Annotated in this window: 13 protein-coding genes and 1 riboswitch; of the genes, 7 read left to right on the plus strand and 6 right to left on the minus strand. The window is 70.5% G+C overall.

The annotated features are described in order from the left end of the window. Window positions 1-18 precede the first annotated feature (18 nt). Window positions 19-158, plus strand: a riboswitch (cyclic di-AMP (ydaO/yuaA leader). Between the two features lie 5 nt (window positions 159-163). Then, on the plus strand, window positions 164-1,120 hold the full coding sequence (locus tag ACTWPW_RS22125) for a coiled-coil domain-containing protein (RefSeq protein ID WP_443169794.1): 957 nt from the start codon (window positions 164-166) through the stop codon (window positions 1,118-1,120). 38 nt (window positions 1,121-1,158) lie between these two features. On the opposite strand, the gene ACTWPW_RS22130 is transcribed toward ACTWPW_RS22125, so the two are convergent. Then, a complete protein-coding gene (locus ACTWPW_RS22130; RefSeq protein WP_375116191.1) occupies window positions 1,159-1,512 on the minus strand; it encodes an MmcQ/YjbR family DNA-binding protein in 354 nt (117 codons plus the stop codon). A gap of 7 nt (window positions 1,513-1,519) precedes the next feature. Then, window positions 1,520-2,827, minus strand: coding sequence for a M50 family metallopeptidase (locus ACTWPW_RS22135; protein WP_375116190.1), 1,308 nt, complete (start codon window positions 2,825-2,827; stop codon window positions 1,520-1,522). A 164-nt stretch (window positions 2,828-2,991) separates the two neighbouring features. Between ACTWPW_RS22135 and ACTWPW_RS22140 the strand changes: the two genes are divergently transcribed. After that, window positions 2,992-3,588 (plus strand): LuxR C-terminal-related transcriptional regulator, encoded by a 597-nt coding sequence (locus tag ACTWPW_RS22140; protein ID WP_443169795.1) that lies wholly within the window; start codon window positions 2,992-2,994, stop codon window positions 3,586-3,588. A 119-nt stretch (window positions 3,589-3,707) separates the two neighbouring features. Here the strand turns inward: ACTWPW_RS22140 and ACTWPW_RS22145 are convergent, their stop codons facing one another. After that, a complete protein-coding gene (locus ACTWPW_RS22145) occupies window positions 3,708-4,823 on the minus strand; it encodes a PP2C family protein-serine/threonine phosphatase (protein WP_375116188.1) in 1,116 nt (371 codons plus the stop codon). A 118-nt stretch (window positions 4,824-4,941) separates the two neighbouring features. Between ACTWPW_RS22145 and ACTWPW_RS22150 the strand changes: the two genes are divergently transcribed. After that, the gene (locus ACTWPW_RS22150) at window positions 4,942-6,171 is read left to right on the plus strand and encodes a GNAT family N-acetyltransferase (protein ID WP_375116187.1); all 1,230 of its coding nucleotides are present in this window, start codon (window positions 4,942-4,944) and stop codon (window positions 6,169-6,171) included. Between the two features lie 32 nt (window positions 6,172-6,203). Next, on the plus strand, window positions 6,204-6,350 hold the full coding sequence (locus ACTWPW_RS22155) for a hypothetical protein (RefSeq protein ID WP_357856309.1): 147 nt from the start codon (window positions 6,204-6,206) through the stop codon (window positions 6,348-6,350). On the opposite strand, the gene ACTWPW_RS22160 is transcribed toward ACTWPW_RS22155, so the two are convergent. Further along, window positions 6,347-6,814, minus strand: coding sequence for a ribose-5-phosphate isomerase (locus tag ACTWPW_RS22160; RefSeq protein ID WP_364127340.1), 468 nt, complete (start codon window positions 6,812-6,814; stop codon window positions 6,347-6,349). The two genes, ACTWPW_RS22155 and ACTWPW_RS22160, sit on opposite strands and share 4 nt — an antisense overlap. A 96-nt stretch (window positions 6,815-6,910) precedes the next feature. On the opposite strand from ACTWPW_RS22160, the gene def reads away from it, so the two are divergent. Both def and ACTWPW_RS22170 read left to right on the plus strand, forming a co-directional pair. Next, entirely contained in the window at window positions 6,911-7,396 is a 486-nt protein-coding gene (gene def, locus ACTWPW_RS22165) for a peptide deformylase (protein WP_375116186.1), read from the plus strand. Window positions 7,397-7,482: 86 nt separating this feature from the next. Further along, a complete protein-coding gene (locus ACTWPW_RS22170) occupies window positions 7,483-8,187 on the plus strand; it encodes an SDR family oxidoreductase (RefSeq protein WP_443169796.1) in 705 nt (234 codons plus the stop codon). A 71-nt stretch (window positions 8,188-8,258) separates the two neighbouring features. Here ACTWPW_RS22170 and ACTWPW_RS22175 read toward each other — a convergent pair whose 3' ends face one another. Both ACTWPW_RS22175 and ACTWPW_RS22180 read right to left on the minus strand, forming a co-directional pair. Then, a complete protein-coding gene (locus tag ACTWPW_RS22175) occupies window positions 8,259-9,662 on the minus strand; it encodes an aldehyde dehydrogenase family protein (RefSeq protein ID WP_443169797.1) in 1,404 nt (467 codons plus the stop codon). 100 nt (window positions 9,663-9,762) lie between these two features. Beyond that, window positions 9,763-10,383 carry a mycothiol-dependent nitroreductase Rv2466c family protein gene (locus ACTWPW_RS22180; protein ID WP_443169798.1) on the minus strand — a complete coding sequence of 207 codons (621 nt, stop codon included), beginning with the start codon at window positions 10,381-10,383 and terminating at the stop codon, window positions 9,763-9,765. 89 nt (window positions 10,384-10,472) lie between these two features. Between ACTWPW_RS22180 and pepN the strand changes: the two genes are divergently transcribed. Next, window positions 10,473-13,037, plus strand: a complete 2,565-nt coding sequence (gene pepN, locus ACTWPW_RS22185) for an aminopeptidase N (RefSeq protein ID WP_443169799.1) — start codon at window positions 10,473-10,475, stop codon at window positions 13,035-13,037. Window positions 13,038-13,078: the final 41 nt, after the last annotated feature.

Consider the following 13,078-nt stretch of genomic DNA (forward strand, 5'->3'; position numbering starts at 1 on the left):
ATATGCACCGGCCGAAACAGCCGTGGCACGCCTAATCCCGAGCGCGTCGCCCGGGAGCCGGGGACCCATCGCACCTGGGGTGAATCCGCTTCGGCGGTAGGGATCAACTCCCCTGCCCGAACCCGTCAGCTAACCCGGCCGGCAGAGGGAGAGGAACACCTACGTGGCGGCTTCGTCCCCCGCGACTCTTGCCATCGGTCTCATCGCCGCCGCCGCCATCGCCGTCCTCCCGGCGACCGCGGCGTCGGGAGCCCCCAAACCCACGGAAGCCGAACTCCGCGCCCAGCTCAAACAGCTCAACACCAAGGTCGACAAGCTCATCGAGCGGTACAACCTCAAGCGCGTCGAGCTGGCCAAGGCCCAGCAGGCCGCCGAGACGGCCGAGGCCAGGCTGGCCACCGCCGAGCAGGCGCTGACCACGGCCGAGCAGCGGGTCGCCGAGATCGCCCGCCTGCGCTACCAGAACGCCGACCCGTCCGTGCCCACCTTGATGCTGCCCCAGAACGCCAGCAGCGCGGCCCTGCTCGAACAGCTCACCGCCGAGCAGCAGGCCGTCGTGCAGGGCGTCGCCACGGCCCGCGACGACAAGCAGCAGGCCAGCAAGGAGGCCGCGGCGCTGGCGGCCCGGATCGAGTCGGACACGGCCACGGTGGCCGAGCAGCGCGACGAGGCCGAGGACGTCATCGACGACATCAAGGACAAGCTCGAGGACCTGGTGCCGTTCGGCACCGGCCGCAAGTCCGACGGCTCCTGGGCGCCCGAACTGCCCACGGGAACGGACAACATCACCTCGCGTACGCGGCTGATGAAGGCTCAGGTGGAGAAGAACTTCTCGCTGCCGTTCGAGGTGGGCTGCTTCCGCTCGGGCTCCAGCGGCGAGCACCCGCTCGGCCGGGCCTGCGACTTCATGATGAGCACGGGCGGCTCGATGCCCACCGCCGTCAACAACGCACTCGGCGACCGGATCGCGGCCTGGGCGATCAAGAACCAGGACAAGCTGGGCGTCAAGTACGTGATCTGGAAGCAGCGGATCAACCACGGATCGGGCTGGAGCACGATGTCCGACCGGGGCAGCGTCACCGAGAACCACTTCGACCACGTGCACATCTCGATGAACTGACCCGCGGCGACCCGCGCCGACCCGCGCCGGGCCCGGGGTCAGGGCAGGCGTGCGGCGAGGGACTGGGGGGCGATCCGGCGGTAGGCGTCCGTCACGATCTCCGCGATCTCCGCCCAGTCCACGTCCGGCACGTCCAGGTAGACCCCCAGCCACCCCCGATGCCCCACGTACGGTGGCCGGAAGAACCTCTCGGGGTCCTCCGCCACCATCTCCTCCTGCACCCCGGGCGGGGCCGCGCACCAGAACGCCAGCCGATCGTCATGATGGTGATCGGCGAACATCACGAACGTCTTCTTGCCCCTGACGAACCACGTCGGCTCCCCGTGCGAGAGCCGCTCGGTCGTCTCGGGCAGCGCCAGGCACAGGCCCCGCAGCCGCTCCAGGGCGTCCACGGCGGCCTCAGTTCGTCAGCGTGAGCGGGTTGACCAGGTCGGCGTAGACGAGCAGGCCCGCCATGATCATCATCACGATCGCGATCGCGTACGTCAGCGGCAGCACCTTGGCGATGTCCACGTGAGCCGGCTCCGGCCGCCGCATGATCCTGGCGAACGCCCGCTTGATGCCCTCCCACAGCCCGCCGGCGATGTGGCCGCCGTCGAGCGGCAGCAGCGGGATGAGGTTGAACATGCCGATCGCGAGGTTGAAGCCGGCCAGCAGGTTGATGAAGATGGCGATCTTCTTCTCGGTGGACAGCTGGTCGGAGGCCAGGATCTCGCCACCCATGCGGCCCGCGCCGACCACGCCCACGGGGCCCTCGGGGTCGCGCTCCTCGCCGGAGAAGGCCGCGTGCCAGACGCCGACCATCTTCTCCGGCAGGTTGAGCAGCGAGCCGGCCACCCTGGCCGTCAGCTCGCCCATGTAGCCGATGACCTGGCCCATGGTCTGCTGCTGCATGACCTCGGTGGGCAGCACGCCGAGGAAGCCGACGTTCTTGTCGATCTTCTGCGGGTCCTCCAGGTTGGGCCGGTCCTGGGCGATGAGCGTGACGTTGACCGTCATCGGCTTGCCGTCGCGGACGATGCCCAGCCGCACCGCGCCGGGACCGTGGGAGCGGATCAGGCGGGTGGCGTCGTCCCAGGAGCCGATCTTCTGGCCGTTGAAGGCGACGATGTGGTCGCCGGGCTTCATGCCCGCCTGGACGGCGGGGGTGGGCTTGTCGGTGGGCTTGCACTCCGTACGCTGCTCCGAGATCGGGATCACGCACGTGTTGGTCTCGGGCGAGACGATCGGGGCCAGCGTGGGCAGGCCGATGCCGACCAGCAGGATGCTGAAGAAGACGAAGGCGAGCACGAAGTTCATCGCCGGGCCGCCGGACATGATGATGACCTTCTGCCACCACTTCTTCCGGTAGAAGACCTTCTCCTCGTCGCCCGGCCGCACCTCTTCCTGGGCGGCGTCGCGGGCGGACTCGATCAGGCCCTGCCACGGGCCCGTCGCGGTGCTCCTGAGCTTGCCGGGCTCGTCGCCGGGACGCGGCGGCAGCATGCCGATCATGCGGATGTAGCCGCCGAACGGGATCCACTTGATGCCGTATTCGGTCTCGCCCTTGCGTCGTGACCACGCCGTCGAGCCGAAGCCCACCATGTACTGGGTCACCTTGACGCCGAACAGCTTGGCCGGGAGCAGGTGGCCGAGCTCGTGCAGCGCGATGGAGACCATCAACCCGAGCAGGAAGAGGACGATCCCCACGACGTAGAGCCAGTTCATCTAGGCGCGCTCCAGGCAGACGACAGGGCGGACCGGAGGACAGACGAAAGGTCCGACAGCCCCAGAGTAGTCGAACTCGCCACACCGCACGGCTTACCGCTTTTGAAGAGCATTGACAGCCCGCGATCGGCCGATCACGCTAAGAGACGACGGAGGGGGACGTCTTGATCCGCATACTGATCGCAGAGCACCTGCCGTTGGTGCGCCGTGGCCTGCTCGCCACCCTCGGAGCCGAGCCCGACCTGCGGGTCGTGGCCGAGGCCGAACGCGCGGAGGAGGTGGTGCGCGCGGCGAGGACCGCCGAGGCCGACGTGGCCGTCGTCGACCTCGACCTGCCGGGGCCTGCCGTGGCCGACCGGCTGGCCGAGCACGTGCCCCGCTGCGGGGTGCTGATCCTGTCGGCCTCCCCCAATCCCGCCCAGGTGCGCGAGGCCCTGGCCGGTCCGGCGCTCGGGTTCATGAGCCTGTGCGTGCCGCCGGAGCGGCTGGCCGAGGGGGTGCGCCAGGTGGCGGCGGGAGAGCGGGCCATCGAGGCGGAGTTGGCCGTTGCGGCGCTGCAGTGCGCGACGAACCCGCTGACCCGGCGGGAGCTGGACGTGCTGCGGGTCGCGGCGGGCGGGGCGCGTTCGACGGAGATCGCCGACGAGCTCTTCCTGTCGGTCGGCACCGTACGCAACCACCTGTCGCGCATCATGTGCAAGACGGGAGCGCGGAACCGGCTGGACGCGGTGCGCATCGCGAGCGACAGCGGCTGGCTGTGACGGGTCCCCGGTGGAGCCGCGCCGCTCCGCCGGGGCCCGAACCTCTAGAGGATCTCAGGCGGACGGAGGCCCTTGCCAGTGACCGCCATCACGACCGGCCCATGTGAAACGTCACGGGTCTACGGCCGCCAGATGAGCACCAGCGCGCAGTCGTCGTTGTGTCCCGAGGACATGGCGTTCACCAGCGCCCTGGCGCCGTCGCGGAACCCCGAGGGCAGCAGCCGCTCCGCCTCGCCGAGCAGCCGGTCGAGGCCGGCGTCGATGTCGCGCCCCGGCTGCTCGATCAGCCCGTCGGTGTAGAGCAGCAGCGCGTCGCCCTTGCGCAGGGTGCCGCTGTCGGGCTCGCAGTGCAGGTCGGGAACCACGCCGAGCACCACGCCCTTGGCCGAGGCGACCTGCCAGTTGCCCGTGCCAGCGTCGAACTTGACCACCGGCGGATGCCCGGCCGAGGTGATCGTGTAGTCGCCCGTGGCCAGGTCGAGACGCACGTGCACGGCCGTGACGAATCCCTCGTCGCCGCGCTGCCGGTGCAGGTAGGCGTTGCACGCGGGCAGGAAGTCGTCGACCGAGCCGAGCAGCCCGCCGAACGTGCCCGACAGCAGCAGCGCCCTGGTGCCCGCGTCGACGCCCTTGCCGGACACGTCGACCAGCGCGATCTCGACGGAGTTGCCGTCGCGCATGGAGACCATGAAGTCTCCTCCGAAGGAGGACCCGCCGGCCTGCTTGAGCACCACCTTGCCGCCCCAGTCCTTCGGCAGCGCGGGCAGCTCGCCCTGGCTCCTGAGCCGGTCGCGCAGCTCCAGCAGCATCGCGTCGCCGCGCAGCCCCTGGACGCCGAGCTTGCCCCTGGTGCGGGCCATGAGCACGGCGAGCACGGTGGTGAACACGATCGTCACCGACAGCCCCAGCCCGACGCGGCTCGCGCCCAGCGTGGCCGCGACGTAGCCGAGCGCGACCCCGACCCCCACCAGCAACTTGACCAGGCTGCGCAGCCGGAGCTGGAGCCCGCCGACGAGGGTGACCAGGATGAGCAGCGAGGGCGAGAACCACTCGGTCGAGACCTCGGCCGCGAGGAACCCGATGACGAGCGCCAGCACGATCAGCGTGCTGAGCAGACTGCGGTCCCGGGCCAGCAGCACGCGCCGAACGAACCGGACGATGGGCACCAGAAACGGCACCCGCACCAGGACCGCACGGACCCGTGGCGGGATGAGCGGCGCCGGTCGGGAACTCATGATGCGCCTGACTGTATCGGTCTGACCCGTGTTTGGGCAGCCCACTTGACCAACGCCTTGATCATTAAGCACGTATATTGGGTGGCCCTTCCCCTTTGCCCGCTCCTACCGTGGACGGATGACGTATCCGATCCGTCCGATTGACGAGTCTGAGTGGCCGGCCTTCGCCGGAGTGCTCGAAGAGGCGTTCGGCTGGACGCCGCATCCCACGCAGGCCGGGCGATTCAAGGCGGAGACCGAGTTCGACCGCACGCTGGCCGCCTTCGACGGCGACACGATCGCCGGAGTCACCTCCATCTTCAGCCTCACGATGACGATCCCCGGCGGGCAGCTGCCCGTGGCCGGGGTGACCGCCGTCAGCGTGCTCCCCTCCCACCGGCGCCGGGGCGTGCTGTCCTCCTTGATGCGCAGGCAGCTCACCGACATACGCGAGCGCGGCGAGTCCGTGGCCGCCCTCTACGCCTCCGAGGCGCTCATCTACGGCCGGTACGGATACGGCAGGGCCGCCGGCGAGCTGGCGTTCCGGATCCACAAGCACGCCTCGGCGTTCGTCCGCGAGGCACCCCAGGACCCGTCGCTCCGGCTCCGGGTCGCCAAGCCCGCCGACGTGCGCGGCGAGCTGGAGAAGCTGTTCGCCTCCGTCGTGACCCGCCGCCCCGGCCGGTACGAGCGCAGGTCCCAGACCTGGGACGGCCTGCTGGCCGACGAGGAGTTCGACCAGCGCGGCGCCGGAACGCTGCGCTCGATCCTGGCCGAGGACGACGGCGGCGTGCGCGGCTACGCCCTGTTCCGCATCAAGTCCTCCTGGGACGACAACGGCGTCCCCGACGGCACCCTGAAGCTGTACGAGCTGGAGGCGGCCGACCCGGCGGCCTACGCCCTGCTCTGGCGCAGCGTGCTGGACCGCGACCTGGTCACCAAGCTCGAGGCGGGCGGCAGGCCGGTGGACGACCCGCTGATCGCCCTGCTGGCCGACCAGCGCCAGCTCCGCGCGAGCTGGGCGGACGAGCTCTGGGTACGCCTGGTCGAGGTCGACCGGGCGCTGAGCTCGCGGGCCTACGCCGCTCCCGTGGACCTGGTGGTCGAGGTCGAGGACGACGTGTGCCCGTGGAACGCCCGCCGCTGGCGGCTCACCGCCGACCTGTCGGGGGCGGAGTGCAAGCCGGTGGAGGAGGAGCCGGACGTGACGCTGCCGGTGGCCGCGCTGGGGTCGGCGTACCTGGGTGACGGCCTGCTCGGCGAGCAGCTCGACGCGGGCCTGCTGCGCGAGCACAACCCCGGCAGCGTGCGCAGGCTGGCCACCGCCATGTCGTGGAGCCCGAAGCCCTGGGCGGGGCTGACGTTCTGACGGCGGGGGCGTTCTGGCGTAGGCTCGACGGCATGGCGCTGCAAAGTCTGCAGATCACGGCGGTCGTCGCCATGCGTGCCCGCGATGTGTCGAAGCCGTCGAAAGAGCAGCAGGAGGCCGCCGACCGGCGGCCCCTGCGTGACGAGATGCCCAGGCGCGACTCCAAGCGCAAGGGCTAGGGAAGCGAGGGCAGCTGGCCGATCGTCTCGTACGTGGCCAGCTGCGCGATCCGCCTGCTGTGGCGCTCGCTGCCGGAGAACGACGTGGTCAGGAAGACCTCCACGAACCTCGTGGCGTCCTCGACGGAGTGCATGCGGGCGCCGACGCTGACCACGTTGGCGTTGTTGTGCTCGCGGGCGAGGCCGGCCGTCTCCTCGCTCCAGGCCAGGGCCGCGCGGATGCCGCGCACCTTGTTGGCGGCGATCTGCTCGCCGTTGCCGGACCCTCCGATCACCACCCCCAGGCTGCCGGGGTCGCCGGCGACGCCCTCGGCCGCCCGCAGGACGAACGCCGGGTAGTCGTCCTCGGCGTCATAGACGAAGGGACCGCAGTCGGTCACCTCGTGCCCGTGGTCCTTCAGCCAGGACACGAGATGGTTCTTGAGCTCATAGCCGGCATGGTCGGCACCGATGTAGACACGCACCCGCCCAGTCTTCCACAGCCCCGCCGATCGGGCTCGCTGACTAGAGTAAGGGCCTCCACCGTTGTCCAGTCCTTACGAAAGCGAAAGCAGAGAGCCATGCGAGAGATCCGCGTCATCGGCGATCCGGTCCTGCGCACGCCCGCCGAGCCGGTGACCGACTTCGACCGCGAGCTGCGCCGGCTGATCGACGAGATGTTCCAGGCCATGTACGCGGTCAATGGCGTGGGGCTGGCCGGCCCGCAGATCGGCGTGTCGCGGCGGCTGTTCGTCTATGACATCGCCGGGCGCAAGGGTCACGTGATCAACCCGCTGCTCACCGTCGACGACCCAGAAGAGGTGCTCGACGAAGAGGGCTGCCTGTCCGTGCCCGACCGCCAGTCCCGCCAGCCGATCTACGCGACGGTCGGGCGCGCCGCGGGCGTCACGGTCGAGGGCCTGGACCGGCTGCAGCGGCCGGTACGCGTCAAGGCCCGCGGCTCTCTCGCCCGCTGCTTCCAGCACGAGACCGAGCACCTCGACGGCAAGCTGTACGTCGACCGCCTCCCGCGGAACGAAGCTCGCAAGATCATGCTCAGGGCATAGGGCGCAGAAATCGCAGCCTGTGCCGGCCCGCTGGACGCGGGCCACCATAGGTTGGCGGGATGAGCGTACTTTCCGGAAAAGGAGCATTGGTTACCGGAGGTTCCAGGGGCATCGGCAAGGCCATCGTGGAGCGACTGACCGGCGACGGCGCGGAAGTCGTCTTCTGTTACGCCAGCTCGGGCGAGGCGGCGGAGCAGGTGGCCGAGGAGACGGGCGCGCACGCCGTACGAGCCGACCTCGGCGACAAGCAGGACCTGGCGCGGCTGTTCGCCGAGGCGGAGGCGCGGCTGCCCGGGGTGGACATCCTGGTCAACAACGCGGCGACCGCCGAGGCGCAGAAGCCCATCGCCGACATCACGGACGAGGACTACGAGCGGGTGTTCGCGGTGAACACCAGGGCCGTCTTCCTGGCCATCCAGTGGGCCGGGCGGGTCATGCGCGACGGCGGCCGGATCATCAACGTCTCCTCGCTCAACACACGGCTGCCCGCGCCGGCCCTGGCGCTCTACTGCGGCAGCAAGGGCGCCATGGAGCAGTTCGCCAAGGTGGCCGCGCGGGAGCTGGGCGGGCGCGGGATCACGGTGAACGTGGTCTCGTCCGGCGCCACGGACACCGACATGCTGCGGGGCGCCAACCCGCCGGAGGCGCTGGAGATGACGCCGACATTCACCGCGCTGGGGCGGCTGGGCAGGCCCGACGACATCGCCGCGGTGGTCGCGATGCTGGCGGGCCCCGACGGGCGCTGGGTGACCGGGCAGAACGTGCTGGCCACCGGCGGGTTGTTCCTCTGACCGTGCGGCACGGCGGGCCGGGACGCCCGCCGTGCCTCCCCCACGCCATGAGACCCACGAGGACCATGAGGCTAGAGCTGCAGTGACTTGACCTCGAGGTATTCCTCGAGCCCCTGCTCGCCGAGCTCGCGGCCCACGCCCGACTGCTTGTAACCGCCGAAGGGGGCCATCGGGTTGAACCGGCCGCCGTTGACGGACACCTGGCCCGTGCGCAGCCTGCGGGCGACCGCGACCGCGTGGTCCTCGGTGCCCGCCCACACGGCGCCGGCCAGGCCGTATTTGGTGCCGTTGGCGATCTCGACGGCCTGGTCCTCGGTCGTGTACGGGATCAGCGACAGGACCGGCCCGAAGATCTCCTCCTGCTCGATCGTCATGCCCGGCTCCACGCCCGCGAACACCGTGGGCTCGACGAAGTAGCCGCGCTCGTGCGGCCGGTCGGTGCCGCCGGCCACCAGCCGCGCACCCTCCTCCTGGCCCCGGTTGACGTAGCGGATCACGCGGTCGCGCTGGGTCGCCGACACCAGCGGGCCCATCCGGGTGGACTCGTCGAAGGGGTCGCCGACCTGGTAGCCGCGGGTGGCCTCGACGGCCAGGTGGACGGCCTCGTCGTACTGGTCGCGCTGGACGATCATGCGGCTCCACGCCGAGCAGGTCTGCCCGGCGTTGACGAAGCAGTTGGCCACGCCGACCTTGACGGCCAGGGCCAGGTCGGCGTCGGGCAGGATGAGGTTGGCGGACTTGCCGCCCAGCTCGAGCGCGACCCGCTTGACCGTCTCGGCGGCGAGCGCGGAGACCCGGCGGCCCGCGGCGGTGGAGCCGGTGAAGGAGACCATGTCGACCTCGGGGTGGGCGGCCAGCGCCTCGCCGACGACCGGCCCCCGCCCGCTGACCAGGTTGAACACGCCCGGCGGCAGGCCCACCTCGTCGAAGATCTCCGCCAGCGCGTACGCGGCCAGCGGCGCCACCTCGCTCGGCTTGAGCACCACGGTGCACCCGGCGGCCAGCGCGGGGGCGACCTTGCACACGATCTGGTGCAGCGGGTAGTTCCACGGCGTGATCGCCGCGACCACCCCGATCGGCTCCTTGACCACCAGCGAGTTGCCCACGCGGGACTCGCGCGGGTGGCTCTCGGCGAGCCGGGCGTAGGAGGCCAGGACGGTCGTGGGCATGAGCGTCTGCACCTTGAGCGCGAAGCCCAGCGGCGCCCCCATGTCGGTGGCGATGGTCTTGGCCACCTCGTCGGAACGCTGTTTCAGCAGCTCGGCCGCGTCGGCGAGCAGCTTGCCGCGCTCGGCGGCGGCTGTTCGTGACCAGTCGGGGAAGGCCTTTCTGGCAGCGCTCACGGCCGCCTCGACATCGTCGGGCGAGCCCGCGGGCACCCGGTCGATGATCTCTTCGGTGGCCGGGTTCACGACCTCGATGGGCTCGTCCGATGCCGAAGCGGTCCAGGAGCCGCCGATGTACAGCTGACGCATAGCCCCATCCTGACAGTGACCCGGGCCACAACGCGAGGCCATCCTGATTCGGGGATAAGCCCTTTCCACCGCGACCCGGCTTTTCTTCTCCCGGGTGGGATCAGTCGAACTGCGGGCGCTTGGTGCGCGTGCGCTTCAGCTCGAAGAAGTCGTCGTACTGGGTGACGGCCAGCACGCCGTCCCACAGCTTGCCCGCGTCGTCGCCACGGAGGATCTTGGTGATCACCGGACCGAAGAAGGCGTTGTCGCCGACGCGGATGATCGGGGTGCCGACCTCCTGGCCGACCAGGCCGATGCCCTCGTCGTGCGACGCGCGGATGATGCCGTCCCACTCCTCGGAGTGCATGACCTCGGCGAGGCCGCGGTCGAGCCCGGCGTCCTCGAGCGCGCCCTCGATGACCTCGCGCAGGCGCTCCGGCTCCTTGCCGAGGCCCTGATCGTGCAGGCGCGTGCCGAGCCCGGTGTAGAGCGGCCCGACGACCTGGTCGCCGTGCTTGGCGGCGGCCGCGGCCACCACCCTGACGGAGCCCATGGCCTGGGCGGCGCGCTCGAGATAGTCGGCCGGGACGTCCTTCTCCTCGTTGAGGAAGTAGAGCGACATCTGCCGCCAGCGGGGCTCGATGGGCCGAACTTTCTCAACTTCGAGCAGCCACCGTGACGTAACCCATGCGAATGGGCAGGAAGGATCGAACCACAGGTCCACGGGAATCTTCTCTGTCATGTCTGCCCGTAACCTGAGGTGGTTCGGGTCCTATTCCCGGCATGGCAGGATACGGACAACCCCGACGAAGTGGTGAAAAGGAGCGCAACTTGGCAGGCAACCTGACCCGGGACGAGGCTCGTGAGCGCGCCCGGCTGTTGAAGGTCGAGTCGTACGAGGTCGCACTCGACCTTACGGAGGGAGACGAGCGCTTCGAGAGCGTCACGACGGTCCGCTTCGCCGGCACCCGTCCGGGCTCCTCCACCTTCATCGACCTGCACGGGGCCAACGTCCGCAAGGTCACCCTCAACGGCGAGGCCCTCGACGTGTCGGCCTACGACGCCGAGAAGGGCCGCTTCCCGCTCCCCTCGCTCGCCGAGTCCAACGAGCTGATCGTGGACGCCGACTGCAGCTACATGCGCACCGGTGAGGGCCTGCACCGCTTCGTCGACCCTGTGGATCAGGGGGTCTACCTGCACAGCCAGTTCGAGACGGCCGACGCGCACCGCATGTACGCCTGCTTCGACCAGCCCGACCTCAAGGCCACGTTCCAGCTGACGGTGCTGGCGCCGGCCGGCTGGGAGGTCGTCTCCAACGCCGCCGCCTCCACCGTGACGGAGCTGCCCGAGCAGCCCGGCCGGCACGGCACCGTGCAGGCGGCCAGGCGGTGGGAGTTCCCGGCCACGCCGGTCATGTCGACCTACATCACCGCGCTGGTGGCCGGGCCGTACCACAAGGTGACCTCCGAGCACGACGGCATCCCGCTGGGCATCTACTGCCGGGCCTCGCTGGCCGAGCACCTCGACGCCGACAACATCCTGGAGGTCACCCGGCAGGGCTTCGACTTCTTCCACCGGGTGTTCGGCGTGCGCTACCCGTTCGGGAAGTACGACCAGCTCTTCGTGCCCGAGTTCAACGCCGGCGCGATGGAGAACGCGGGCTGCGTGACGTTCCTGGAGGACTACGTCTTCCGCTCCCGGGTCACCGACGCGGTGGTCGAGCGGCGCGCCGAGACGATCCTGCACGAGATGGCGCACATGTGGTTCGGCGACCTCGTCACCATGCGCTGGTGGGACGACCTGTGGCTGAACGAGTCGTTCGCCACCTACATGTCCGTGCTGGCCCAGGCCGAGGCCACGCGGTGGGGCAAGGGCGCGTGGACCACGTTCGCGAACGTGGAGAAGTCCTGGGCCTACCGCCAGGACCAGCTGCCCTCCACCCACCCCATCGCCGCCGACATCCCCGACATGCAGGCGGTCGAGGTCAACTTCGACGGCATCACGTACGCCAAGGGCGCCTCGGTGCTCAAGCAGCTCGTGGCCTACGTCGGCCTGGACAACTTCCTGGCCGGCGTGCGCGACTACTTCGCCGAGCACGCCTGGGGCAACACCGAGCTGAAGGACCTGCTCAACGCCCTGGAGCGGACCTCGGGCCGCGACCTGTCGTCCTGGTCGAAGGAGTGGCTGGAGACCTCCTGGGTCAACACGCTGCGCCCGGAGTTCGAGGTGTCCGGGGGCCGCTTCACCAGGTTCGAGGTGCTGCAGGAGGCGCCGGCCGACTACCCGACGCTGCGCTCGCACCGGGTCGCGATCGGCCTCTACTCGCTGGCCGACGGCAAGCTGACCCGGACCAAGCGGGTCGAGCTGGACGTGGTCGGCGCCCGTACGAACGTGGCCCAGCTCATCGGCGAGGAGCAGCCCGACCTGGTGCTGCTCAACGACGACGACCTGACCTACGCCAAGATCCGCCTCGACGAGGGATCGATGCGGACGCTGGTCGACGGCGGCATCGCCGCCTTCACCGAGTCGCTGCCGCGCGCCCTGTGCTGGTCGGCGGCCTGGGACATGACCCGTGACGGCGAGATGTCCACGCGCGACTACGTCAGGCTGGTCGTCTCCGGCGCCGGCACGGTCGCCGACATCACGGTCCTGCAGGCGGTGCTGCGGCAGGCGCGGATGGCCGTGCAGCAGTACGCCGACCCGGCCTGGCGGGCCGAGGGCCTGGCGCTGCTGGCCACCGAGCTGCGCTCGCTGCTCGGCTCGGCCGCGCCCGGCTCCGACCAACAGCTCGCCTTCCTGCAGGCGTTCGCCCCGGTGGCGACCTCTGAGGCGGACCTGGGCGTGCTGCGGGGCATCCTCGACGGCTCCGCGGTGCCCGAGGGGCTGACCGTGGACGCCGACCTGCGCTGGACGCTCGTGCACGCGCTGGTCTCCGGCGGCGTGCTGGCCGAGGCCGACATCGACGCCGAGCTGGAGCGCGACCCTACGGCGACGGGTGAGCGCTCGGCCGCGCAGTGCCGGGCCGCGATCCCGACGGCCGAGGCCAAGGCGGCGGCGTGGGAGCGGATCGTGGACGGCAAGCTGGCCAACCACATCGCCCGCACCACGATCGGCGGCTTCCAGGAGCCGCACCACCCCGAGCTGCTGGCCCCCTACCGGGACAAGTACTTCGCCGAGGTGGGGCGCATCTACCAGGAGTGGACGTTCGACCAGGCCTCGACGTTCGCCGTGGGCTGCTTCCCCTCGCTGCTCATCGAGCCGGCGACGGTGCAGGCGGCGCACGACTTCCTGGCGACCGGGCAGCCGCCGCAGGCGCTGCGCCGGCTCATCCTGGAGGGCGCCGACGGCGTGAGCCGCGCCCTGCGCAACCGGGAGAAGGACGCCGCGTCCGCCTGACCCCCGCCTGACCTGCGCAGCCGGTGGACCCGCGGGTCCGC

Origin of the sequence: Nonomuraea sp. KM90, assembly GCF_052246675.1 — a bacterium.
Lineage (GTDB): Bacteria > Actinomycetota > Actinomycetes > Streptosporangiales > Streptosporangiaceae > Nonomuraea.

Coding starts and splice junctions, on each gene's coding strand:
- ACTWPW_RS22135 (WP_375116190.1), bottom strand. CDS start 2,827: ATGAACTGGCTCTACGTCGTGGGGATCGTCCTCTTCCTGCTCGGGTTG.
- ACTWPW_RS22145 (WP_375116188.1), bottom strand. CDS start 4,823: ATGAGTTCCCGACCGGCGCCGCTCATCCCGCCACGGGTCCGTGCGGTC.
- ACTWPW_RS22150 (WP_375116187.1), top strand. CDS start 4,942: ATGACGTATCCGATCCGTCCGATTGACGAGTCTGAGTGGCCGGCCTTC.
- ACTWPW_RS22155 (WP_357856309.1), top strand. CDS start 6,204: ATGGCGCTGCAAAGTCTGCAGATCACGGCGGTCGTCGCCATGCGTGCC.
- def (WP_375116186.1), top strand. CDS start 6,911: ATGCGAGAGATCCGCGTCATCGGCGATCCGGTCCTGCGCACGCCCGCC.
- ACTWPW_RS22175 (WP_443169797.1), bottom strand. CDS start 9,662: ATGCGTCAGCTGTACATCGGCGGCTCCTGGACCGCTTCGGCATCGGAC.
- ACTWPW_RS22180 (WP_443169798.1), bottom strand. CDS start 10,383: ATGACAGAGAAGATTCCCGTGGACCTGTGGTTCGATCCTTCCTGCCCA.